Annotated in this window: 21 protein-coding genes; 9 read left to right on the forward strand and 12 right to left on the reverse strand. The window is 72.2% G+C overall.

Features of this window, described 5'->3' with window-relative positions; all coding sequences use genetic code 11:
• Position 1: 1 nt before the first annotated feature.
• The 5 genes from ACFFHU_RS22755 to ACFFHU_RS22775 form a co-directional block, all read right to left on the reverse strand.
• The gene (locus ACFFHU_RS22755) at positions 2-1,639 is read right to left on the reverse strand and encodes an MFS transporter (protein WP_377342059.1); all 1,638 of its coding nucleotides are present in this window, start codon (positions 1,637-1,639) and stop codon (positions 2-4) included.
• Positions 1,636-2,331 carry an SDR family NAD(P)-dependent oxidoreductase gene (locus ACFFHU_RS22760; RefSeq protein WP_377342060.1) on the reverse strand — a complete coding sequence of 232 codons (696 nt, stop codon included), beginning with the start codon at positions 2,329-2,331 and terminating at the stop codon, positions 1,636-1,638. The genes ACFFHU_RS22755 and ACFFHU_RS22760 overlap by 4 nt, the downstream gene beginning before the upstream one ends.
• 111 nt (positions 2,332-2,442) lie before the next feature.
• The gene (locus ACFFHU_RS22765) at positions 2,443-3,522 is read right to left on the reverse strand and encodes a glycosyltransferase family 4 protein (RefSeq protein ID WP_377342062.1); all 1,080 of its coding nucleotides are present in this window, start codon (positions 3,520-3,522) and stop codon (positions 2,443-2,445) included.
• A 409-nt stretch (positions 3,523-3,931) separates the two neighbouring features.
• The gene (locus tag ACFFHU_RS22770) at positions 3,932-4,513 is read right to left on the reverse strand and encodes a type 1 glutamine amidotransferase domain-containing protein (RefSeq protein ID WP_377342064.1); all 582 of its coding nucleotides are present in this window, start codon (positions 4,511-4,513) and stop codon (positions 3,932-3,934) included.
• Between the two features lie 129 nt (positions 4,514-4,642).
• Positions 4,643-5,326 (reverse strand): TMEM175 family protein, encoded by a 684-nt coding sequence (locus ACFFHU_RS22775; protein WP_377342065.1) that lies wholly within the window; start codon positions 5,324-5,326, stop codon positions 4,643-4,645.
• Between the two features lie 166 nt (positions 5,327-5,492).
• On the opposite strand from ACFFHU_RS22775, the gene ACFFHU_RS22780 reads away from it, so the two are divergent.
• The 5 genes from ACFFHU_RS22780 to ACFFHU_RS22800 all read left to right on the forward strand — a co-directional run bounded on the left by ACFFHU_RS22780 (position 5,493) and on the right by ACFFHU_RS22800 (position 10,618).
• Positions 5,493-6,650: a glutathione-independent formaldehyde dehydrogenase gene (locus ACFFHU_RS22780; protein ID WP_377342067.1), complete on the forward strand. Its 1,158-nt coding sequence runs from the start codon at positions 5,493-5,495 to the stop codon at positions 6,648-6,650.
• A gap of 231 nt (positions 6,651-6,881) precedes the next feature.
• Positions 6,882-7,892 carry a mechanosensitive ion channel family protein gene (locus ACFFHU_RS22785; protein WP_377342068.1) on the forward strand — a complete coding sequence of 337 codons (1,011 nt, stop codon included), beginning with the start codon at positions 6,882-6,884 and terminating at the stop codon, positions 7,890-7,892.
• A 340-nt stretch (positions 7,893-8,232) separates the two neighbouring features.
• The gene (locus ACFFHU_RS22790) at positions 8,233-8,775 is read left to right on the forward strand and encodes an SRPBCC family protein (protein WP_377342070.1); all 543 of its coding nucleotides are present in this window, start codon (positions 8,233-8,235) and stop codon (positions 8,773-8,775) included.
• Positions 8,772-9,947 carry a zinc-dependent alcohol dehydrogenase gene (locus tag ACFFHU_RS22795; RefSeq protein ID WP_377342072.1) on the forward strand — a complete coding sequence of 392 codons (1,176 nt, stop codon included), beginning with the start codon at positions 8,772-8,774 and terminating at the stop codon, positions 9,945-9,947. The genes ACFFHU_RS22790 and ACFFHU_RS22795 overlap by 4 nt, the downstream gene beginning before the upstream one ends.
• A 110-nt stretch (positions 9,948-10,057) precedes the next feature.
• Positions 10,058-10,618, forward strand: a complete 561-nt coding sequence (locus ACFFHU_RS22800) for a DUF1345 domain-containing protein (RefSeq protein ID WP_377342074.1) — start codon at positions 10,058-10,060, stop codon at positions 10,616-10,618.
• A gap of 42 nt (positions 10,619-10,660) precedes the next feature.
• Here ACFFHU_RS22800 and ACFFHU_RS22805 read toward each other — a convergent pair whose 3' ends face one another.
• Complete coding sequence (locus tag ACFFHU_RS22805) at positions 10,661-13,456, reverse strand: FAD-binding and (Fe-S)-binding domain-containing protein (protein ID WP_377342075.1); 2,796 nt, start codon at positions 13,454-13,456, stop codon at positions 10,661-10,663.
• Positions 13,457-13,599: 143 nt separating this feature from the next.
• Between ACFFHU_RS22805 and ACFFHU_RS22810 the strand changes: the two genes are divergently transcribed.
• Positions 13,600-14,439 (forward strand): SDR family oxidoreductase, encoded by an 840-nt coding sequence (locus ACFFHU_RS22810; protein ID WP_377342077.1) that lies wholly within the window; start codon positions 13,600-13,602, stop codon positions 14,437-14,439.
• 175 nt (positions 14,440-14,614) lie between these two features.
• On the opposite strand, the gene ACFFHU_RS22815 is transcribed toward ACFFHU_RS22810, so the two are convergent.
• A complete protein-coding gene (locus ACFFHU_RS22815; protein ID WP_377342079.1) occupies positions 14,615-14,986 on the reverse strand; it encodes a glyoxalase superfamily protein in 372 nt (123 codons plus the stop codon).
• A gap of 65 nt (positions 14,987-15,051) precedes the next feature.
• The gene (locus ACFFHU_RS22820; protein WP_377342081.1) at positions 15,052-15,864 is read right to left on the reverse strand and encodes a MerR family transcriptional regulator; all 813 of its coding nucleotides are present in this window, start codon (positions 15,862-15,864) and stop codon (positions 15,052-15,054) included.
• An 80-nt stretch (positions 15,865-15,944) separates the two neighbouring features.
• On the opposite strand from ACFFHU_RS22820, the gene ACFFHU_RS22825 reads away from it, so the two are divergent.
• Positions 15,945-16,313 (forward strand): nuclear transport factor 2 family protein, encoded by a 369-nt coding sequence (locus tag ACFFHU_RS22825; RefSeq protein ID WP_377342083.1) that lies wholly within the window; start codon positions 15,945-15,947, stop codon positions 16,311-16,313.
• Positions 16,310-17,185, forward strand: a complete 876-nt coding sequence (locus ACFFHU_RS22830) for an SDR family NAD(P)-dependent oxidoreductase (RefSeq protein ID WP_377342085.1) — start codon at positions 16,310-16,312, stop codon at positions 17,183-17,185. The genes ACFFHU_RS22825 and ACFFHU_RS22830 overlap by 4 nt, the downstream gene beginning before the upstream one ends.
• A gap of 36 nt (positions 17,186-17,221) precedes the next feature.
• Here the strand turns inward: ACFFHU_RS22830 and ACFFHU_RS22835 are convergent, their stop codons facing one another.
• Both ACFFHU_RS22835 and ACFFHU_RS22840 read right to left on the reverse strand, forming a co-directional pair.
• The gene (locus tag ACFFHU_RS22835) at positions 17,222-17,719 is read right to left on the reverse strand and encodes an Lrp/AsnC family transcriptional regulator (RefSeq protein ID WP_377342087.1); all 498 of its coding nucleotides are present in this window, start codon (positions 17,717-17,719) and stop codon (positions 17,222-17,224) included.
• A 10-nt stretch (positions 17,720-17,729) separates the two neighbouring features.
• The gene (locus ACFFHU_RS22840; RefSeq protein ID WP_377342089.1) at positions 17,730-18,230 is read right to left on the reverse strand and encodes a MerR family transcriptional regulator; all 501 of its coding nucleotides are present in this window, start codon (positions 18,228-18,230) and stop codon (positions 17,730-17,732) included.
• A 177-nt stretch (positions 18,231-18,407) separates the two neighbouring features.
• On the opposite strand from ACFFHU_RS22840, the gene ACFFHU_RS22845 reads away from it, so the two are divergent.
• Positions 18,408-19,457 (forward strand): aldo/keto reductase, encoded by a 1,050-nt coding sequence (locus ACFFHU_RS22845; protein WP_377342090.1) that lies wholly within the window; start codon positions 18,408-18,410, stop codon positions 19,455-19,457.
• Positions 19,458-19,530: 73 nt separating this feature from the next.
• Here ACFFHU_RS22845 and ACFFHU_RS22850 read toward each other — a convergent pair whose 3' ends face one another.
• Both ACFFHU_RS22850 and ACFFHU_RS22855 read right to left on the reverse strand, forming a co-directional pair.
• Positions 19,531-20,676 carry an acyl-CoA dehydrogenase family protein gene (locus tag ACFFHU_RS22850; protein ID WP_377342092.1) on the reverse strand — a complete coding sequence of 382 codons (1,146 nt, stop codon included), beginning with the start codon at positions 20,674-20,676 and terminating at the stop codon, positions 19,531-19,533.
• Complete coding sequence (locus ACFFHU_RS22855; protein ID WP_377342094.1) at positions 20,673-21,935, reverse strand: M24 family metallopeptidase; 1,263 nt, start codon at positions 21,933-21,935, stop codon at positions 20,673-20,675. The genes ACFFHU_RS22850 and ACFFHU_RS22855 overlap by 4 nt, the downstream gene beginning before the upstream one ends.
• Between the last annotated feature and the right edge of the window lie 73 nt (positions 21,936-22,008).

Below are 22,008 nucleotides of genomic sequence, written 5' to 3' on the forward strand. Positions count from 1 at the left end.
GCTACCCCTCCTCCGCGCGCTCGTCGGTCAGCTCCGGGCCGGCGGCTGCGGGCAGCAGATGCCGCACCGCCGGCTGGCGCTCGGCGATGCTGCGGGCCCGATCCTCCGCCTCCCGGTCGGCCCCGGTGAGTCGGCCGCCGTGCTGGCGTAGGTGCTCGTCCCAGGACGGGACGAGGTAGACCTCGACGAACCGGTTCCGGCACTCCCCCTCGCGGAACAGCCCCCAGCGCATCGCCCCGGTGCGTTGCCGGGAACCGCGGACCAGGTCCATCGCCTGCATGAACTCCGGCTGCCGTTCCGGAGGCACGTCGTAGGCCACCGTCACCAGCACGGGGCCCACCCGCGGATCGGGCTCGTGCTCCAGCTCCAGTCGCGGCCAGTAGGTGGCCGGGTCCCGGTCCACTCCGCGCAGTTCGGGCAGCGGCCAGATCTGACTGGTCACCGCGCCGACCGCCATCAGCGCGGCGGCCGCCACGAACGCCAGCGTCAGCCCCGCCGCGTCGGCCACCAGCCCCCAGACGAAGGCGCCGACGGCCTGCCCGCCGGCGAAAACCACCTGGTAGATCGCCAGGCCGCGGGCCCGCACCCAGCCCGGGAGGAACAGCTGCATCTCCGCGTTCACGTTCGCCAGCACGGTGACCCAGGCCAGGCCGGCCGGCACCAGCGCCACCAGCACCACGGGGACCGACCGGACCGTTCCGGCCACCAGCAGCGCCAGACCGTACAGCACCCCGGCCACGAGCAGGAACTGGTTGGCGGACAGCCGGTTACGGGTCACCGGCAGCAGCAGACCACCCAGGATCGCGCCCACGCCCAGGGCCGCCAGCAGCAGGCCGTACCCGCTGGAGGCCAGCCCGAGCCGGTTTCTGGCCACCAGCGGCAGCAGCGCCCACAGGGCGCTGCCGGGGACCAGGAAGACCAGCGCCCGGCGGAGCAGCCGGCGGACGATCGGCGAATGCCGGACATACCGGCCGCCCGCGCGCAGCGCCGCGGTGAACCGCTCCGGCACCTCGACGGCGCGCGCCGCGCTGGGCCGCCAACGGAACAACGCGAACGCGAAGACGAGGAAGGCCAGGGCGTTGAGCCCGAACACGGGCGCCACGCCCAGTCGGGCGATCAGCAGGCCGGCTACGGCCGGGCCGACGGCGCGCGCCACGTTGACACTGATCGAGCCGAGCGCGGACGCGGCCCGCAGCTGTTCCCGGGGCACCAGCTCGGGTATCACCGCCGCCCAGGCCGGCAGGGTGAGGGCCTGTCCGACGCCGAAGGCGAACGTCAGCGTGAGCAGCAGCGCCGGCGGCATCCGGCCGGTCAGGGTGAGCAACGTCAGCGCCACCGCCACCACCACCAGGAACAGCTGTACGGCGATGAGCAGGTGCCGGCGGTCGAAGGTGTCGGCGAGCGCCCCGGCCGGCAGCGCCAGTAGCAGCACCGGTGTCAGGCTGGCGGTCTGCACCAGGGCGACCAGGGTGGCCGCATTCGGCTGGTGGACAAGCAGCCACTGCGCCCCGACGGTCTGCATCCAGGTTCCGATGTTGGCGGCCAGTAGCGCGAGCCAGAGGCTGCGGTAGACCGCGACCCGCAGCGGCGCCCACGCCGAGACCTGCGGCGCGGTGGTAGCGGTTCCGCCCGGGTTCACCACCGCCCGTCCGCGCGCAACACCTGCTCGCCGGAGACGTACAGGTCCTCCGGGGTGAGCTGGAGCAGCCGGACCAGCTCCGCGGCGACCTGTTCGGGTTGGGCGTACACCTCGTCCAGGAACTGGTCGCCGACCCGCTCCTGCAGCCGGGTCGGCATCGGCCCGGGATGCAGTTGCATGATCTTCACCTTGTTGTTGTGCTGCGCCTCGGCCAGCGACTCCACCAGGCTGCTCCCATAGCTCTTCGTGGCGCGGTAGACCGGGATGCCCGGCCGGGATCGGGTCACCGCCATCGCCCCGACGTACACCACGTTGCCGTAGCCCTGCCGGTGCATGTGGTGCAGCGCCTCCCGGATCACGTAGGTGGGGCCCAGCACGTTGACCTCGACCACCCGGCGCAACCGGTCCGGGGCCAGATCCTCGATGTCACCGCCCGCCCACATCGAGGCGCAGTCGGCCACCCCGTCGAGCGCGCCGTCCCGGGCGACGATCGCGGCGAACGCGGCTCGCACCTGCTCGTACGAGGACACATCGCAGACCGCGCCAAAGCAACCGAGATCATCGGTTGCCGCCGCGACCTCGTCCGGAGCATCGCCGAAGATGGTCACGCGATGCTCGTTCGCCAGCAGCCGAGCCGCCGCCAGGCCGAGGCCACTGGTGCCGCCGACCACCGCAAAGGTTCTGGCTCTCATGTCTCTCCCGCCTACGTACCTGGCCGCCGGAACGCCGGTACGGCGGGCCGACCGCGCTGCTTTCCCGTTGTTCGGACTTGCACACCAGCCGGCCCCGGCTGTCTCGCAAGATCACGGAGCTTCACGGTGATGCGCATAGACCAGCTCGTACCCTTCGGCCATCCGGTCGGTAGAGAAGTTCCTGGCGACGTGCTCCCGGCAGGCCCGGCCGTCAAGGAAGGCGGCGTCGTGGAGGGCTTGCGGAAGATCGCCGGGGTCGTCCCGGACGAAGCCCGTGACGCCATCCTGCACCAGCTCGGGCATCGCTCCCCGGTTCAACGTCACCACCGGCGTGCCGGCGGCCATCGCCTCGATCACCACCATCCCGAACGGCTCCTCCCACTGGATGGGCATGATGAGGCAGCGGCCGGACAGCAGGAGGCGTTTCGTCGCCGCTCGATCCGGGTTGAGCATCACCTCCACGTCCGGGCCGAGCATCGGCTCCACCACCCCGCGAAAGTACTCCTGCTCGTACGGCTCGACGCACTTGCCGGCCAGCACCAGGGGCAGCCCGGCGGCCCGACAGGCCTCGATTGCCAGTTCCGGCGCCTTCTCGGCGTTGAACCGAGCGAGCCACAGCACCCGTCCCGCTCGACCGCCCGGTTGCTCGGTCGGTTCGTTGGCCAAATCGTCGATCACCATGCCGTTGTGCACGGTGCCGTACCAAGGTAGGTCGGGGGCCAACCGGCGTTGGGCGTGGGAGATCGCGACCAGCCGGACGCCGGCGCCGAGCGAACGGAGCGCGTCGCCGTACTCGCCGACCGGGCTGCCATGCACGGTGGTCACGGTGGGGACGCTCCGCCGCTCGGCCGTGAGCGGCCCGACCACGGTGTGGTCGTGCACGACGTCGAAGCGGCCGACATCGACCATCCGGTTGACCCGGGCGATATGGGCCACCTCCGGCAGGAGCTCGCCCATTCGCTCCACCTGCGGCTCCTCGACGGTGGTCGCGAGCCGCGCCTGGGTGCCGCTCTCCGAGCCGGCGCCAAAGAGGGTCACGTCGTGTCCGCGACGAACGAGGGCGTCCACCAGCCCGGCAACCACCTGCTCCACACCGCCGTAGCCCGGCGGCGGAACCTCGTACCACGGGGGCACTACCATCGCGATGCGCAAACCCCTGCGGTCCTCGGTCGTCATGTCACTGGTGGCCATCAATCCGCCTCCTGGTGATCGCACCTTCGCCGGTCCGCAGAATGATGGGCGGCTGGCCGTACGGGACCCTGGTCCGCGGGCCCTCTGCCCGGCCTTCCCGAACCGGCCGCGGTTATCCGCGGTCTTACTGAGTGATTGATCAGTGAAGGACGCCGGGACCACGACGGCTTGGATTCCGAGCTCCTCCACCGCCCGCGCCACCGGCCGGGTCGGCGCAAGACGAAGATCAGATCGAAGAACAGGTCCAGGAACGGGGCCTGGCGGGTCGCCACGCCCTCATGCGGCGGTACGGGGGTGCATGCTTCTCGCGGTGTGCCGGGGAGGTGGGGGACGGTTCTTGAGTTATGGCCCCGGTACCGGCAGGGGCTCCGGGCTGGACCGATCTGGCCAGCCCGGAGCCCCTGCTGAGTCACGCCGTCGCCATCTGCTTGACGTGCTCGCCCTTGGCGAACTCCTCGACCATCTTCGCGCAGAACGCCGGAAGGTCGTTGGGGTTGCGGCTGGTGACCAGGCCGTTGTCGACCTGCACCTGTTGGTCCACCCAGTTCCCGCCCGCGTTCTGGATGTCGGTTCGTAGACTCGGGAACGAGGTGACGGTCCGGCCGTTGACGATCCCGGTCTCGACCAACGACCACGGGCCGTGGCAGACCGCGGCGATCGGCTTCTGCTGCTGCGAGAAGGCCCGAACGAAGTTCATGGCCTGCGGGTTCATCCGGAGCCGGTCGGGGTTGACCGTCCCGCCCGGCAGCAACAGGGCGTCGTAGTCGGCGGCGTTCGCCTGGTCCACGGTCCGGTCCACCCGATAGCGGTTCGCCGGATTGATGTCCTGGTTCATCGACTGGATCTCGCCGGGCTGCAGCGAGATCAGGTGGACCTCGGCCCCCGCCTGCTCCGCGGCCGTCCGAGATTGGGTGTACTCCACGTCCTCCACCCCGTCCGCGGCGAGGCAAGCGACTCGCTTGCCGGCCAGTGGCTGCTGGCTCTGCCCCATCTTTACGGCCCCCTTTCGCGGCGCCACCCCGCCGGCGACGCATCGCTCGCTCGCGGGCCGCCTTCCCGGCGCGGGCACCGGCAAACCAAGCGCCTGCTCCGCCCAGCCGAAGCGGCGGTTCGCTCGTCATCAGTCGCGGGGCGGCCGAAAACGGCGAGTGATCCGACGGGTCATTCGAAACTGGTACAGTCCGGCGCTGGTGACGGCGTAGAACACGGGCGGGACGAGGAAGACGGCGAGGCCGACCAGCGGCGCCACCAGGTAGCCGATGACCCCCGCCAGGACGTACAGGACGACCCCGGCGGCGGCCCGGAACCGCTCGACGTGGAAGAACCCGTCCTTGACCTGCTCCTTCAGCAGGTCGGGATGCCGAGCCAGGTAGTGGTAGAAGGCCAGCCAGGTCGCGCACAGCAACCCGCCGACCATCGCGTAGAAGGCGATGGCCACGCGCTGGTCCGCGTTGTCGTGCTCCTGCAGCGCGTGCGACACCACGATGGTCGGAAACGGCAGCAGCGCCGTGGTGAACAGCACGAACAGGTTCATCCAGTGCAGGCCGCGGTCGACCTGCCGGATTCGGTTGAACGCCGCCTTGTGGTTGAGCCAGACGACGGCCACGTACGAGTAGGACGCGAGATAGGCGACGTAGCTCGGCCACTGGCCAAGCAGTCCGGACAGCAGACGACCGGGCGGGACGTCCGGCACCCGGAGGTCCAGCACCAGCAGCGTGATGATGATGGCGAAGATGGCGTCGCTGAACGCCACGGCACGGCTGGGGTCCGATCTCTCGCCGAGGTCCATCTCTGGCCCGCTCATCAGGCTCTCGTCCCCCAGGCCGTCCGCGGCAAACGCCTAGGACACAGCCACCCCCTGCGTGCGGATCAATAGTGCCGATCACGACTCGGGTGGGGTAGCTGAGCGTGACAATGTGGGTGCCAGGAGTTCCTGGCGTCTGGGGAAACCGGCATCACGGGGGGCACGAATGAAGGCTGTCGTCTACGACGGACCGAAGTCGGTGAGCGTGAAGGAGGTGCCGGACGCCCGGATAGAGCGACCGACGGACGCTCTCGTCCGGATCACCACGACCAACATCTGCGGCTCTGACCTGCACATGTACGACGGACGCACGGACATGCAGCCCGGACGCGTGCTCGGGCACGAGAACCTCGGCGAGGTGATCGAGGTCGGCGACGGCGTCGACCTGGTGAAGGTCGGGGACATCGTGTGCCTGCCCTTCAACGTCGCGTGCGGCTTCTGCGAGAACTGCAACAAGGGGCTCACCGCGTTCTGTCTGGTGGCCAACCCCGCGCCCGAGATCGCCGGCGCCGCCTACGGCTACGCGGACATGGGTCCGTACAACGGCGGCCAGGCGGAGTTGCTCCGCGTGCCGTGGGCCGACTTCAACTGCCTGGTGCTGCCACCGGACGCCCGCGACCTGCAGCGGCAGCGCGACTACGTGATGCTCGCCGACATCTTCCCCACCGGCTGGCACGCGACCCAGCTCGCCTGCGTGCAGCCGGGCGACAGTGTGGCGATCTACGGCGCGGGGCCCGTCGGTCTGATGGCCGCCCTGTCCGCCACCATCAAGGGGGCCGGCAAGGTGATGGTGGTCGACCGCCACCCCGACCGGCTGCGCCTGGCGGAGCAGATCGGCGCCATCCCGATCGACGACTCGAAGGGATCGCCGGTGGACCAGATCAAGCAGCTGACCGGTGGGATGGGCGCCGACCGGGGCTGCGAGTGCGTGGGTTACCAGGCGCACGACCCCCAGGGTCAGGAGCACTCGGGGCTGACGCTGAACAACCTGGTGCAGTCGGTGAAGTTCGGCGGGACGCTGGGGGTGGTCGGCGTCTTCACCCCACAGGACCCGGGCGGTCCGGACCCCCTGCAGAAGCAGGGCAAGGTGCCGTTCGACTACGGCATGTTCTGGTTCAAGGGGCAGACCATGGGCACCGGCCAGTGCAACGTCAAGAACTACAACCGCCAGCTGATGAACCTCATTGCGGCGGGCAAGGCGAAACCCTCCTTCATCGTGTCCCACGAGCTGCAGCTGGACGAGGCGCCGCAGGGATACGAGAACTTCGACCGCAGGGTGGAGGGCTGGACGAAGGTGCTGCTGCACCCCGACGGTCGCCGCTGACCCGGGAACGGGCGCCGGCTCGGGAACTCGCGGCGGGTCGGCGCCGGACCCTCGCCCCCGCCGGATCTCGTCACCCGCCCACCTCATCGTTCCTCGTCATCCTCGCCGGCATCGAGGCGCTGCCTCGGGCGAACCCAGCCGGCTCGTCCGGGGCAGCGGCCTCTCTCGGTCCCGGTGAACGGCCGGGACGGATCGGCTTCCGCGGCGCCGTTCAGCGATCAAGGGAATGCGATGCGCATAGCGTTGATCATCCTGGGCGCCGTGGCGGTGGCCTTCGCGCTCGACCGGTTGACCGCCCTGCTGATCCGACGGATCTCCCGCGGTCGCTACCGATGGATCCTGGAACCGATCCACCGGGACTGCCGCCGGCCGGCGATCGCGGTGGCCATCCTCACGGTCCTCTACCTGGCAGTGCCGACCTGGCTGGGCCTTCCGGAACGGAAGGCGCGCCACATCATCGTGATCCTGCTGATCGCCGGCGTCGCCTGGTTGATAACCAAGTTCCTCCACGTCGGCGAGGGCGTCACGTTCAGCCGGTTGCCGTCGACCACCGTCACGGACCGGCGCATCCGCCGGGCCCGGACCCAGCTCCGTCCCGTACGCCGTCTCACCTCGGTCGTGGTGACGATCGGGGCCATCGGCCTGATCCTGGTCACCTTCCCGCGCATCCGGGCGTTCGGGATCTCCGTGCTGGGCTCCGCCGGCGTGATCGGCGCGCTGATCGGCCTGTCCGCCCGCTCCGTGCTGGCCAACGCCTTCGCCGGTCTCCAGGTGGCCTTCTCGGACAGTCTGCACATCGGCGACGTGCTGGTGATCGACGACGAGTGGGGCCGGGTCGAGGAAGTGAAGCTGACCCAGGTGGTCATCCGGCTGTGGGACGAGCGGATGCTGATCCTGCCGAGCTCCTACTTCACCGATCGCCCGTTCCAGAACTGGACGCGGAACGAGGCCCGGGTGGTCGGCAGGGTCGAAATCGAGCTGGACCACACGGCGGATCTTGACGACCTGCGGGTGGAGGCGCGACGACTCATCGAGTCGTCTCCGCTGTGGGACCGGGACCGATGGGTTTTACAGATGGTCGACGTCAACGCGCAGGCGGTCAAGATAGAGGTTCAAGCCTCGGCGGCCGACGGGGCAAGCGCCTGGGATCTTCGCTGCGACCTGCGGGAAAGCCTCATCCGCTACGTGCGCGATCAGCATCCGCAGTGGCTGCCGCGCACCCGCAGCGAGTACAAGCCGTGAGCACTCACCGATCGACGGTGCCGGTTGCCAGATGGCTGGCCGCGGCTGGCGGAACGAGTAACCCACCGCGGGCCGGCCGCGCCGGCGCGTGTACGGGACCCGCCGTCGCGTAGCGGCTCCGGGTAGTTGGTGCATTACTCGCGCAGCGGTCGATTGGCTCGTTTGGATGTTTTTCCCAGGGGTATGGCCGAATTGGTAACCCCGGCTCGACATGGACTGCTCCATCCATCGCCGCCGTGTGGCGACAACGCCGTGGTCCTGCTGAGGGCCGGCCGTGCAGGCAACCCGCGAGCAGATCAGCGCCGTGCCGGCGGCACGGGGCTCCACCCAGAGGAGGATCATGGAACTGACAGCCGCGACCACCATCCGCAAACCCCCACCGGAGGTCTATGCGTTCTGGCGTGATCTGGGGAACCTCCCGACGTTCATGGCGCATCTCGAGGAGGTCCGCGCCACCGGTGACCGGACGAGCCACTGGGTCGCCGTCGCCCCGTTCGGCAAGGACATCGAGTGGGATGCGGAGATCGTCGACGAGACGCCGGGCGAGAAGATCGGATGGCGGTCGACCGGCAACGCCGACGTGCCCAACGCCGGCACCGTCCGGTTCGTGCCTGCCCCGGACGGTGTCAGCACCGAGGTGCAGGCCGTTCTGACGTACGACATCCCGGGCGGCGCGGCCGGCAAGGCGGTCGCGAAGTACTTCGGCGAGGAGCCGCACCAGCAGCTCGACGACGACCTGCGCCGGCTCAAGCAGGTGCTGGAGACCGGCGAGGTGGTCCGGTCCGACGGCGCCCCGGGGGGCAAGCGGGCCCGCAAGGAGTTTCCGCAGCGTCCGGCCCAACCACTGTCGGACTCCGAACTAGCGAAGGGAGCGGACCAGTGAGGGCGAACACCTGGGCGGGCCGTAACAAGGTCGAGGTCCGTGACGTGCCGGACCCGAAGATCCTGAACAGCCACGATGCCATCGTACGGATCACCTCCACCGCGATCTGCGGCTCCGATCTGCACCTGGTCGACGGATACATCCCGACCATGCAGGACGGCGACGTCATGGGGCACGAGTTCATGGGCGAGGTGATCGAGGTCGGATCGGCGGTGCCCGCGGACCGGCTGCGGGTCGGCGACCGGGTCGTCGTGCCGTTCCCGATCGCCTGCGGCGCGTGCGGCGCCTGCGCCGCCGAGCTGTACTCCTGCTGCGAGAACTCCAACCCCAACGCCGGGATCGCGGAGAAGATGTTCGGTCATCCCGTCGCCGGGATCTTCGGCTACTCGCACCTGACCGGCGGCTTCGCCGGCGGCCAGGCCCAGTACGCGCGGGTGCCGTTCGCCGACGTCGGCCCGCTGAAGATCGAGTCCGAGCTGACCGACGAGCAGGTGCTGTTCCTGTCCGACATCCTGCCCACCGGCTACATGGGCGCCGAGATGTGTGACATCCAACCCACCGACGTGGTGGCGGTCTGGGGCGCCGGCCCGGTCGGCCAGTTCGCCATGGACAGCGCCCGGGTGCTCGGCGCCGCGAAGGTCATCGCCATCGACAAGGAGCCGTACCGGCTGCGGATGGCCGAACAGGCCGGCCACACGACCGTGAACTTCGAGGAGGTCGACGTGCGGTCCCGGCTGCTGGAACTGACCGGCGGCCGGGGACCGGACAAGTGCATCGACGCGGTCGGCATGGAGGCCAGCCACGGCGCCGCGCACATCCACGCCTACGACCGGATCAAGCAGGCCGTCCGGTCGGAGACCGACCGCCCGCACGCGCTGCGCCAGGCGATCATGTCGTGCCGCAGCGGCGGCGTGGTGTCGGTCATCGGCGTGTACGGCGGCTTCGTCGACAAGTTCCCCGCGGGCGCCTGGATGAACCGGTCGCTGACCCTGCGCACCGGCCAGTGTCACGTCCAGCGGTACATGCGGCCGCTGCTGCAGCGCATCGAGAGCGGGGAGATCGACCCGACCCGCGTCATCACCCACACCCTGCCGCTCGACGAGGCGGAACGCGGCTTCGAGATGTTCAAGAACAAGCAGGACAACTGCGAAAAGGTCGTCCTCAAGCCGTGACCGACAACCATGGTCACGGCGTCGGACCGGCGTCCAACGGACGGCTCTTGTCGGTTCGACGCGTATCACTGTCCCTGGCCGCCGGCATCGCGGCCGCGGCGGTAGCCGCGGTGCTCGGCGCGCCGGGACTGAGCATCCTCCTGGGCTGGACCGTCGCGGCCGGCATGATCCTGATCTGGGTGTGGCGGATCAGCTGGCCGCAAGGTCCGGAAGGGACCGAGCGGCTGGCCGAAGCGGAGAGCCGGTCACGGTCGACCGACTCCGCCCTGCTGATCGCCAGCGGAGTCAGCCTGGCCGCGGTCATCGAAGCGCTGATCCGGTCCTCTGGTGACCAGGACGCCGTCGACGTGGCCGCCGTCATCCTGAGTGTCGTCGTGGTCGCCCTGTCCTGGGCGCTGGTGAACACGGTGTTCGCGTTCAAGTACGCCCGGATGTACTACCGCGACACCGACGGCGGCATCGACTTCAAACAACAGACGCCGCCGCGCTACAGCGACTTCGCCTACATGGCGTTCACCGTCGGCATGGCCTTCGGCGTCACCGAATCCGAACCGACCCTCAGCAGCGTACGCCGGGTGGCTCTCGGGCACGCCCTCCTGTCCTATGTCTTCGGTACCGGCATCCTCGCTGTTGCGATCAACCTCGTCACGAGTCTCGGGCAGTCGTCCTAGCAGGGGTGACCGGGACGCCCGCTCCGGCGCCCGGCCTGTCCCTCAGGTCGGGCGCTCGGGCGCGCAGGCGGCGTCGAGCAGTTCCAGCAGATGCCGGTACGGGTGCCCGGTGGCCCGGCTCATCCCCAGCTCGCAGGTGCGGTTGACCGAGGCGTGCGCCGTACAGCCGGCCGCCCTGACCTCGGCGGCCTCGGCCCGGGTGGCCGACGCGGTGAGCTCCGGATGCAGCAGGCCCCGGTCGCCGGCGAAGGCGCAGCACTGCCAGTCGGTGGGCACCACCACGCGGTCGGCCACCGCTTCGGCCACGGCGGCGATGGCGGCGTCCAGGCCGAGCCGGGTCGACGAGCAGGTGGGATGCAGCGCCAGCGACGGCAGCCGCCGCTCCACCGACAGCCGCGGCAGGATCCGCTCGGCCACGAACGCCACGGCGTCGACCACCTCGACGCCGTCGACCAGCTGCCGCAGACCCTCGGTGCAGGAGGCCGCGTCGGTGATCAGCGGAGCGTCGGGCGCGCCGGCGAGCGCCGCCCGCACCCGTTGCCGCATGGCCGCGTACCCGTCGGGCAGTCCCTTGCTGGACCACGGCGTGCCGCAACACAGGTCGCCGACGCCGTCCGGGATGTGCAGCCGGACGCCGGCGCGGTCGGCGAGCCGGCGCACGGCCGCCAGCACCCCGTCGCCGCCGGGCGCCGGGCCGAACAGGGTGTTCAGGCAGGACGGCAGGTACACCGCGTCGGCGCCGGGGTCGGGCGCGGCCCGCCGGCGGGCGCCGCCGCGCGGTAGGTCGCGGTCGTACCGCGGGACGGCGTCGGGGTTACCCACCCGCCGGGCCGTCCGGGTGGCGGCCGCGGCGGCCGGCGGCGCGGCGGCCGCGGCGTCCAGGGCGAGGTTCATCCCCCGGGTGGTCGCGTCCCAGTGCCGGGCCGCGGTGGTCCAGGCCCGCCGGGCGGTACGACCGTGCCGCTCGGCCCGCAACCGCTTGGTGAGGTCGCCGGTGTTGATCAGCACCGGGCAGGCGGTGCCGCACATGCCGTCGACGGCGCAGGTGTCCACGGCGTCGTACCGGTATTCGGCCCGCAGCTGCCGGGCCAGCTCGATGTCGCCGGCGGCGTCCGCGGCGGCGAGCTCGCGGCGCAGCACGATCCGCTGCCGCGGCGTGGTGGTCAGATCCCGGCTCGGGCACACCGGCTCGCAGTAGCCGCACTCGACGCACCGGTCGACCTCCGGCTCGACCGGCACGACGGGCTTGAGGTGCCGCAGGTGCGCGTGCGGGTCGTCGCTGAGCAGCACGCCCGGGTTCAGCGTGCCGGTCGGGTCGCAGGCCCGCTTGACCTCCCGCATCACCTCGTACAGGTCGTCGCCGTACTGGCGACGGACGTACGGCGCCATCACCCGGCCGGTGCCGTGTTCGGCCTTCAGGGTGCCGTCCCGGGCCAGGACGGCGTCCACCATCTCCTCGGTGAACGCGGCATACCGGGCCACCTCGTCGCCGGCGCCGAACCGCTCGTTGAGCATGAAGTGCAGGTTGCCGTCCTTGGCGTGCCCGAACACGACGCTGCGCTGGTAGCCGTGCCGGTCGAACAGCCCGGTGAGGTCGTCGCACAGGTCGGCCAGCGCCGGTACGGGCACCGCCACGTCCTCCAGCAGCGCCACCGTGCCGGCGGGCCGGGCCCCGGCCACGGCCGCGTACAGGCCCTTGCGGAGGTGCCACAGCGCCGCCCGGCCGGCGGCCTCCCGGCTCAGCGTCGCGGGCGTGGTGAGGTCGTCCCAGCCGGCGAAGAGCCGCCGCGCCTGGTGTTCCCGCTCGGCGAGCAGGTCCGCGTCGGCTTCCTGCCACTCGACCAGCAGCGCGGCGTGCCGGTCGACGGTCAGCTCGGGCAGCGCCCCGGTGGCGGGCAGCGCCTGCGCCACCCGCAGCGACTCGGCGTCCAGCAGTTCCACCGCCGCCGGCCCGGCCGCCACCAGTTCGGGCAGCACCCCCATGGCCGCGCGCAGGCTGGGAAACACGACGAGGCCGGTGGTCACGTCGCCGTGCACCGGAACGGTCCGGAAGACCGCCTCGGCCACGAAGCCGAGGGTGCCCTCGCTGCCCACCACCAGGTGGGCCAGGATCTGCGCCGGCGAGTCGTGGTCGAGGAAGCTGTTGAGGCCGTACCCCATGGTGTTCTTCAAGGCGAACTGCCGGCCGATCCGCCGCGCCCAGTCAGCGTTGCCGCGGATCCGGTCGCGCAGCCGGTCCAGCGCCCCGGCCAGGCCCGGCTCGACGGCGCGCAGCCGGGCGTCGGCGTCCGGCGCGGCCGTGTCCACCACCGTGCCGCTGGGCAGCACCAGGACCATCGACTCCAGGGTCCGGTACGCGTTGGCGTGGGTGCCGCAGGTCATCCCGCTGGAGTTGTTGGCGATGACCCCGCCGATCGTGCACGCCGACTCGCTGGCCGGGTCCGGGCCGAGCCGGCGCCCGTACGGGGCGAGGCGGGCGTTGACCTGGCGCAGCACGGCGCCGGGCTGCACCCGTACCCGGGCGCCGTCGTCCAGCACCTCGACGGCCCGGAAGTTGCGGCGGACGTCGACGAGCAGGTGCTCGGTGCCGGCCTGGCCGGACAGGCTGGTGCCGCCGGACCGGAACGTCACCCCGAGACCCAGCCCGGCCGCGGCGCGCATGATCGCGGCCACCTGGTCGACGTCCCGGGGCACCAGCACGGCCTGCGGGGTGAGCAGATAGTGCGAGGCGTCGTGCGCCATCCCGAGCCGGTCGCTGACCCGGGCGCGGACCGCGCCGGGCGCCGCAGACTCCAGGGCGGCCGATATCCGCGGATGCACGGGCTGCGGGCGGGTCATGTGCGCCGATGCTAGTGCGGAGTCCACCGACGTGCAGCGGTCCACCGCCATCGGCTAGAGTCGCGTACTCGTAACCCGGATTCCCGGGCGGGGCGGCGGACCAGCCAGGTCGCCGTTCGATGGCTCCCCCATCGGGAGAGTTCATGACCACCCTGATAACCGGCGCGAGCGGCGCGGTCGGTGGCGCCGTCCTGCGTGCCCTGCACGCCGCCGGACACCCGCTGCGCGCCTCCAGCCGCCGGCCCGAGCGACTCAGCCTGCCCGTCGGCGTCGAGGCCGTACCTCTCGACCTGGCCCGACCGGACACGGTGGCCGCCGCCTTCGACGGCGTCGACCAAGTGTTCCTCTACGCCGAGCCGGGCGGCATCGACGAGCTGATCCGAGCCGCGGAGACCGCCGGCGTGCGGCACGTCGTGCTGCTGTCCTCCTCGGCGGTGCTGTCACCCGACGCGGAGAGTCAGCCGCTCGGTCGACACCATCTGCTGGTCGAGCGGGCGCTGCGGCGGTCCGATCTGGACGCCACGCTGCTGCGCCCGGGGTCCTTCGCCGGAAACGCGCACGGCTGGGCGCACCCCATCCGCGCCGGCGGTCCCGTCGAGCTGCCCTACCCGCAGGCCCGGATGGCCCCGATCCACGAGGCCGACATCGCCGATGTCGCCGTCGTCGCGCTGACCGGCGCCGCCCGCACCGGCCGGGAGGTCACGCTCACCGGGCCGGAGGCGCTCACCCTGGGCGAGCAGGTCGGCCAGATCGCCGCGCGGCTCGGTCGCGACATCCCCGTACGCGAGCTGAGCCGGGCCGAGGCCGAGCGACAGTGGAGCCGGTTCATGCCCGCCGACCTGGCCGCCTCGCTGTTGGACTACCAGGCCGGACAGGTCGGCGTCACGCCCGAGATCACCGACGCGGCACAATTCACCGGCAGACCGGCCCGCACCTTCGGGCAGTGGGTGGACGAGCACCTCGACGCATTCCGGCCGGGCTGATCACCGGAACACCGCGCTCGGCTGATCACCGTCCCCGCTGGACGCGGCGCGGCGCGGCGCGACGCGACGCCCGCCACCGCACCCTGGCCGGCGGCCCAGCGTCGCGTCCCGCCCGGCGGCCCAGCGTCGCGTCCCGCCCGGCGGCCCAGCGTCGCGTCCCGCCCGGCGGGGGCGGTCAGCCGTTGGGGCGGGAGGCGATGGCCTGCAGCGACCACCGGTTGCCGTCCGGATCGGTGAAGTGGACGAAGTCGCCCCACGGCTGCGCGTCCACCTCGCTGGCCTCGACCCCGGCGTCGAGCAGCTGCTTGCGGGCCGCCTCGGCGTCGGCCACCACGACCTGGATCTCCTGGGTGCCCGGAGTCTTGTCGGTGATGCCGTCGCCGAGCACGATGGAGCAGGCCGAGCCCGGGGGCGTCAGCTGGATGAACCGCAGCCCCTCGTGCACCCGGTGGTCGTGGTCGGCGTTGAAGCCCACCCGCTGATAGAACTCCTTGGCCCGGTCGACGTCGGTCACCGGCACGGGAATCAGCTCGATCTTCCAGTCCATGCGCGCAGCCTAGGACCGGGCTGTGACATTCCCGGCCCGCCGCGTTCACCGTTCCCGGAGGCTGGTCAGGTGGGAGTGAGGCGGAAGATCGGCCAGCCGATCTCGGTACGCCAGGCGGCGGGCACGTCGGTGTCCCGCGGCCCGACCAGGTACGTCTCCCGGATCGGCCCGTCGACGGCCAGCGCGTGGTCGACCACCCAGGCCCCGAGCCGCCCGTAGGTCACATCGATGTCATCGTGTGGCCCGGCGTGAACGGCGACGGCGAACTCGGCCGCCGCCAGGTCGACGACCTCGATCCGCCCGGCTGGCCGCGGGCGCCGGACCGGCCGGTAGACGGTCATGACGCCCGTGCCGTCGGTGAACAGCTCGTTGGCGTACTGGCCACCGGGCGGCCCGGTGCGCTCAGCCACCGGGTACGCCGCGTCCAGCTCCGCCATCGCGCCGTCGTACCAGGCGCCGGCCCGCGCCAGCTCGACGGTTCCGCGGACTGCGGCGACGGCCCGCCCGGGGACCGAACGCAGCTCGACCGGCAGATCGTCATGGTCGGGTCGCAGCAGTTGGCGCAGGGCGGTGACGGCCCCGCGGGTGCGCTCCAGCGCCTCCTCCAGCCGACGCAGGTGCCCGGCGATCAGGTCGGTCCGCCGCTGGGGGTCGTCGCTGGCGAGGATCGCCTTGACCTCGGCCAGCGGCACGTCCAGCTCGCGCAGTCGGTGGATCACCTGTGCCGGCGGGATCTGCTCGGTAGAGTAATAACGGTAGCCGGTGAAGGGGTCCACGGTCTGCGGCTCGAGCAGACCGGCCTCGTGATAGCGACGCAAGGTCCGCACGCTCAGGTGGGTGACCGTCGCGAACTCGCCGATCGTCAGGCCCCTACGCATGCCACTCACTCTGCACCTTCCCCGCGGGAGAGAGTCGACGGACTTGACCCTCCCCCGCCGAGAGACCTCATGGTGGGCACATGGACGCAATCGACTGGAGCCGGGCGATCGGGATCGCGCCGGACGAACTGCCCGGTCCGATCACCCGGTACCTCGCCGCTCATCAGGCGCGGGACCTCGACACGGCCGTGGCGCTCTACACGCCCGACGCGTCGGTGACCGACGAGGGCCGTACGCACCAGGGAAGCGAGCAGATCCGGGCCTGGTTGTCCCGGTCGGCCAGCGAGTACACCTACACGACGGAACTCGTCGCGGCGGCCATGGTCGATGACCGGCACTACGACGCCGTCCACCACCTGGAGGGTGACTTTCCCGGTGGCGCCGTCGACCTGCACTTCCGGTTCACGCTACGCGACGGGCTGATCGCCCGGCTGGTGATCGAGCCGTGACGCACGGGTCCCGGCCGGCACGGACCTGGTTCATCACCGGCGGCAGCCCGGGCGGCTTCGGGATGGCCTTCGCCGAGGCCGCTCTCGAGGTCGGGGACCGGACGGTGCTGACCGCGCGGCGGACCGAGCCGCTGCGCGAATGGGCACAGGCCCACGGCGACCGGGTGCTCGTGCTCCCGCTGGACGTGACCGACCCCGAGCAGGTACGCGCGGCGGTGTCGGCGGCGCAGGCGCGGTTCGACGGCATCGACGTGCTGGTCAACAACGCCGGCCGCGGCTGGTACGGGTCCGTGGAGGGGATGGACGAGTCTTCCGTACGGCAGATGTTCGAGCTGAACTTCTTCGCGGTGCTGTCGGTCACCCGCGCGGTGCTGCCCGGCATGCGTGCCCGCGGCGCCGGGTGGGTCGTGAACATGTCCTCGGCGGCCGGGCTGCGCGGGGTGACCGGGTTCGGGTATTACAGCGCCGCCAAGCACGCGATCGAGGGGCTGACCGACGTGCTGCGCGAGGAGGTGGCCGGGCTCGGCATCCGCGTACTGGCCGTCGAGCCCGGAGCGTTCCGCACCCAGGCCTACGCCGGATTCGCCACCGAGCCGATCCGGGAGACCATCCCCGACTACCAGCCGATGCTGGAACGGGTGCGCGCCGCGATGGTCGAGCAGCACGGCGGACAACCCGGCGACCCGGTGCGCGGCGCGCGCGCCGTCGTGCAGGCGATGGACCGGGACGCTCCGCCGCACCGGCTGGTCCTGGGCGGCGCCGCTTTCGACGCGGTCACCGCCACCCTCGATCAGGCCCTGGCCGACATCCGCGCCAGCGAAGCCCTCTCCCGCGGCGCCGACTTCCCGACCGACCCACAGCCGGCCCGGTAGGCGTCGAGGTGCCGCGAGCGCCCCAGCCGGCCGCGGTCAGCGCGCGGCGGTCGTGCCGGGTGGCACGTCGGCGGGGGCCGGGTCGGCGGGCGGGGCCAGCCGGGGCGGCCGACCCTCGTACGGGGTGGACAGCACCACGGTGGTCCGGGTGGTGACGTTGGCCGAGGTACGGATCTCCTGCAGCACCCGCTCCAGCTCGACCGGGCCGGCCACCCGCAGCAGCAGCAGGTAGAAGTCCTCCCCCGCCACCGAGTAGCAGGACTCGATCTCGGACAGGTGGGCCAGCCGCTCGGGCGCGTCGTCGGGCTGGGACGGCTCGAACGGGCGGATCGCCACAAACGCCGTGAGCGGAAGATCGACCGCGTCGTACGCGACCCGGGCGGTGTAGCCGCTGATCACCCCGCGCTGCTCCAGCCGGCGTACCCGCTGGTGCACCGCGGACACCGACAGCCCCACCCGCTCGGCGAGGTCGGTGTAGGACAGCCGGCCGTCGGCGGTCAGCGCGGCGAGGATGGCGCGGTCGGTGTCTTCCACGCCGAGAAACCTACCGGTGTTCCCGCTCCCGGGGCACGCCGGAACCGCCGGCCGCCGTGCGGTCGCCGAGCGCCGGCGGTGCCGGGCGGTCGCCGAGCGCCGGCGCGGGGCTGTCGGGCGGGGACCCCGCCGCGTCGAGGATGTCCTCGTAGATGCCGACCTTGTAGTTGACCAGGTCGAGGCTGCGTTCCAGCTGAGCCATCTGATCCAGCACCCGGATCCGGTGCGCGCGCAGCAGCTCCAGCCGGGCCACCTCGTTGCCGGCGCCGGCCCGGACCAGCTCGGTGTAGCGGCGGATGTCCGGCAGCGGCATGCCGGAGGCGCGCAGGACCACGCAGACCGTCAGCCAGTCCACGTCCTCCTCGCGGTAGACGCGCCGCCCGCCCGCGCCCCGCGAGACCGGGTTGGCCAGAATCCCCTCCCGCTCATAGAAGCGCAGGGCGTGCACGCTGAGCCCCGTCCGCTCGGAGACCTCGCCGATGCTCAGCGTGCCGGTGGTCAGCTCGGGCATGACGCCCAGGATAGGGCTTGACCTAGAGTCGGCTCCAGCTCCTAGGGTCCGGGACACAGGCGGCCGACCGGCCGCCCGCACGGCTGCCCGGCAGGTCCGCGCGCCCGGACGGGCGCCCGGCAGGGCCGCCCCGGCGGCCCGGACCGGGCCGCCGGAAACCACGGAACGGAGCAGCACATGCGATATCGCGTCCTCGGCCGCACCGGCATCGAGGTCAGCGTGCACGCCCTCGGCACGATGATGTTCGGCCCGATCGGCAACCCGGACCACGACGAGTGCGCCCGGATCATCCACAGCGCCCTCGACCGCGGCGTGAACCTCGTCGACACGGCCGACATGTACTCCGCCGGCGAGTGCGAGGTGATCGTCGGCAAGGCCCTGCGCGGCCGGCGGGACGACGTGGTGCTGGCCACCAAGGGGCACTTCCCGATGGGCGAGGGCCCCAACCACGGTGGCAACTCGCGGCGCTGGATCCTGCGAGCGGTGGAGGACAGCCTACGGCGGCTCGGCACCGACTGGATCGACCTCTACCAGATCCACCGGCCCGACCACACCACCGACATCGAGGAGACCCTGTCGGTGCTGACCGACCTGGTCACCGCCGGCAAGATCCGCGCCTTCGGCTGCTCCAGCTTCCCGGCCGAGGAGATCGTCGAGGCATACCACGTGGCCGAGCGACGCGGCCTGGGCCGGTTCCGCACCGAACAGCCGCCGTACTCGATCCTGGCCCGCGGCATCGAGGCCGACGTGCTGCCGGTCTGCCGGCGTACCGGGATGGGCGTGCTGACCTGGAGCCCGCTGGCCTGGGGGTTCCTGTCCGGCAGGTACCGCGCGGGCCGGCCGGTGGACCTGGCCAGCGGACGGGCGGCGCTGAACCCGGGCCGCTTCGACCCGGAGCTGCCGGACACGGCCCGCAAGTTGGCGGTGGTCGAGCGGCTCGTCGAGCTGGCCGGCGACCTCGGCCGCAGCCTGCCGGAGCTGGCCGTGGCCTTCCCGGTCGCCCATCCGGACGTCACCTCGGTGATCATCGGTCCGCGCACCATGGATCAGCTCGACGGGCTGCTCAAGGGCGCCGAACTCGCCCTCGACGACGCCACGCTTGACCGGATCGACGAGATCGTGCCGCCCGGCACGAACGTCTATCCGCCGGACGGCGCCTGGCGCCCGCCCGCGCTCACCGACCCGACCCTGCGCCGCCGCCCGCCAACCGACCGCGCCGCCAGCTGAGACGTAAGGAAGGGCCCCATCCTATCGTTTCCGGTATAGGAAGGGTCCCCTCCTAACAGGGCGCCGAGCGGGCTCAGTCCCGGGACAGGGAGCGGGAGATCACCAGCCGCTGGATCTGGTTGGTGCCCTCGACGATCTGCAGCACCTTGGCCTCCCGCATGTACCGCTCGACGGGGTGGTCGGCCACGTAGCCCGACCCGCCGAGCACCTGCACGGCGTCCGTGGTGACCTTCATGGCCGTGTCCGTGGCGAACACCTTCGCCTTGGCCGCCTCCACCGAGTACGGCCGGCCGGCGTCGCGCAGTCGGGCCGCGGCCAGGGTGAGCGCTCGGGCCGCCGCCACCTGGGTGGCCATGTCGGCCAGCAGGAACCCCAGCCCCTGGAACGCGATGATCGGCCGGCCGAACTGGTTGCGCTCCCGGGCGTACCCCGTGGCGTAGTCCAGCGCGGCCTGGGCCAGCCCGACGGCGCAGGCGGCGATGCCGAGCCGGCCGGAGTCCAGCGCCTGCATGGCGATCCGGAACCCGACCCCCTCCGGCCCGACCAGCCGGTCGGCCGGCACGCGCGCGTCGTCGAAGGCGATCTGCGCGACCGGCGAGGACCGCAGCCCCATGGTCTTCTCCCGGGCCTGCGGGACGATGCCCGGGGTGGCCGCGTCGGCCAGCAGGCAGGAGATGCCACCCGGGCCGGGTCCGCCGGTACGGCAGAAGATGTTGTAGAAGTCCGCGACGCCCGCGTGGGTGATCCAGGCCTTGGTGCCGGAGACCACGTACTCCTCGCCGTCCCGCACGGCCCGGGTGGCCAGCGCCGCAGCGTCCGAGCCACCCTGCGGCTCCGAGAGACAGTACGCCCCGAGCAGCTCGCCGCCGATCAGCTCCGGCAGCATCCCGCGCAGCTTGTCGCTGCCGTACGCGGCCACCGGGAAGCAGGCCAGGGTGTGCACGCTGACCGCCTCGGCCACCGCCAGCCAGCGGCTCGCCAGCACCTCCAGGACCTGCAGGTACACCTCGTACGGCTGCTCGGCGCCGCCGGCCGACTCCGGGTACGGCAGCCCGAGCAGGCCGGAGCGGCCCAGCGTGCGCAGCAGCTCCCGGGGGAACTCGCCGCGGGACTCGAATTCGGCCACCCGCGGCGCGAGCTCGCCGTCGGCGAGTTCGGTGGCGAGTCCGAGAAGCTCCTGGGCCTCCTCGGTGGGCAGGATGCGGTCGACGGTGGTCATAGCAGGACGAGCTCCGTGGAAAGGGTGTTGAGCCGTTCGACGCCGTCCGCGGCGCAGACGACGATGTCCTCGATCCGGGCGCCGTGCCGGCCCGGAAGGTAGATGCCCGGTTCGATGGAGAACGCCATCCCGGGCTCCAGCGGCCGGTCGTTGCCGGCCACCACGTACGGCTCCTCGTGCCCGTCCAGCCCGATGCCGTGGCCGGTGCGGTGCAGAAAGGCGTCGCCGTACCCGGCCGCCGTGATGGCGTCCCGGGCCGCCGCGTCCACCGCCTCGGCGCGGACGCCGGGACGTACCGCGGCCACCGCCGCGCGCTGCGCGGCGTGCAGCACCGCGTAGTAGCGCCGGAACTCCGCCGGCGGCTCGCCGAGCGCGTACGTGCGGGTCGAGTCGGAGCAGTACCCGGACGGCATGGTGCCGCCGATGTCCACCACCACCGGGTCGCCGGGCTCGATGGTCCGGTCGGCCGTGTCGTGGTGCGGGCTGGCCGCGTTCGGTCCGGAGGCCACGATCACGAAGTCCGCGGTGGCGTGGCCCGCCTCCCGGATGGCCGCGGCGATGTCCGTGCCGACCTCGCGCTCGGTGCGGCCGGGCCGCAGCCACTCCGCCATCCGGGCGTGCACCGCGTCGATCGCCGCGCCGGCCGCGCGCAGCGCCGCCACCTCGGCCGGGGACTTGTGGATCCGCAGCTCGCGCAGCACCTCGCCGGCCAGCCGCCAGCGGGTGTGCGGCAGCACGTCGCGCAGCGCCAGCACCTGCTCGGCCCACATCCGGTTGCCCAGCCCGATCGCACGCGCCGGGACCGCGCCGCCGGCCGCGCGCCGGCCGCCGGTCTCCGGGTCCGCGCCGGTCGCCCCCGGACCGCCGCCGGCTGCCGCGCCCGTCGCCGCCGGGCCGCCGCCGGCCGCGCCGATGTCCGTCGCGGCCGAACCGCCGCCGGCGCCAGCGGCGTCGCGGAGGGCGGCCAGCACCAGCGGGTACGGGTCGGCGCCGTCGGCGTGGTCGACGATCCGCAGCCCGGTGCCGGGCGCCGGCGAGGCCTCGGCCGCGGGCCGTTCCAGGCGCGGCACGATCAGCGTGGCCGGGCCGGCGGCCGGCAGGACCAGGCAGGTCAACCGCTCCAGCGCGTGCGCGTGGTAGCCGGTCAGGTAGCGCAGGTCCGACCCCGGCGTGAGCAGCAGCGCGTCGAGGCCGGCGGCCGCGGTGGCCCGCTGCGCGGCGGCCAGCCGGTCCGGCGGGTACAGCTCGTCGGGGCGCATGCCGGACAGCTTAACGGTCGTTCGGGTGGTTCCCCAACGCCTTGGCCGACTGCGGACCGCGGTGTCGCCGAGG

This window comes from Plantactinospora siamensis (assembly GCF_042434095.1).
Classification (GTDB): Bacteria; Actinomycetota; Actinomycetes; order Mycobacteriales; family Micromonosporaceae; genus KBS50.

Bases quoted from the DNA above. Each gene is read 5' to 3' on its own strand.
- ACFFHU_RS22760 (WP_377342060.1), bottom strand. From the start codon at position 2,331: ATGAGAGCCAGAACCTTTGCGGTGGTCGGCGGCACCAGTGGCCTCGGC.
- ACFFHU_RS22765 (WP_377342062.1), bottom strand. From the start codon at position 3,522: ATGGCCACCAGTGACATGACGACCGAGGACCGCAGGGGTTTGCGCATC.
- ACFFHU_RS22770 (WP_377342064.1), bottom strand. From the start codon at position 4,513: ATGGGGCAGAGCCAGCAGCCACTGGCCGGCAAGCGAGTCGCTTGCCTC.
- ACFFHU_RS22775 (WP_377342065.1), bottom strand. From the start codon at position 5,326: ATGAGCGGGCCAGAGATGGACCTCGGCGAGAGATCGGACCCCAGCCGT.
- ACFFHU_RS22780 (WP_377342067.1), top strand. From the start codon at position 5,493: ATGAAGGCTGTCGTCTACGACGGACCGAAGTCGGTGAGCGTGAAGGAG.
- ACFFHU_RS22785 (WP_377342068.1), top strand. From the start codon at position 6,882: ATGCGCATAGCGTTGATCATCCTGGGCGCCGTGGCGGTGGCCTTCGCG.
- ACFFHU_RS22790 (WP_377342070.1), top strand. From the start codon at position 8,233: ATGGAACTGACAGCCGCGACCACCATCCGCAAACCCCCACCGGAGGTC.
- ACFFHU_RS22805 (WP_377342075.1), bottom strand. From the start codon at position 13,456: ATGACCCGCCCGCAGCCCGTGCATCCGCGGATATCGGCCGCCCTGGAG.
- ACFFHU_RS22810 (WP_377342077.1), top strand. From the start codon at position 13,600: ATGACCACCCTGATAACCGGCGCGAGCGGCGCGGTCGGTGGCGCCGTC.
- ACFFHU_RS22815 (WP_377342079.1), bottom strand. From the start codon at position 14,986: ATGGACTGGAAGATCGAGCTGATTCCCGTGCCGGTGACCGACGTCGAC.
- ACFFHU_RS22820 (WP_377342081.1), bottom strand. From the start codon at position 15,864: ATGCGTAGGGGCCTGACGATCGGCGAGTTCGCGACGGTCACCCACCTG.
- ACFFHU_RS22825 (WP_377342083.1), top strand. From the start codon at position 15,945: ATGGACGCAATCGACTGGAGCCGGGCGATCGGGATCGCGCCGGACGAA.
- ACFFHU_RS22840 (WP_377342089.1), bottom strand. From the start codon at position 18,230: ATGCCCGAGCTGACCACCGGCACGCTGAGCATCGGCGAGGTCTCCGAG.
- ACFFHU_RS22845 (WP_377342090.1), top strand. From the start codon at position 18,408: ATGCGATATCGCGTCCTCGGCCGCACCGGCATCGAGGTCAGCGTGCAC.
- ACFFHU_RS22850 (WP_377342092.1), bottom strand. From the start codon at position 20,676: ATGACCACCGTCGACCGCATCCTGCCCACCGAGGAGGCCCAGGAGCTT.
- ACFFHU_RS22855 (WP_377342094.1), bottom strand. From the start codon at position 21,935: ATGCGCCCCGACGAGCTGTACCCGCCGGACCGGCTGGCCGCCGCGCAG.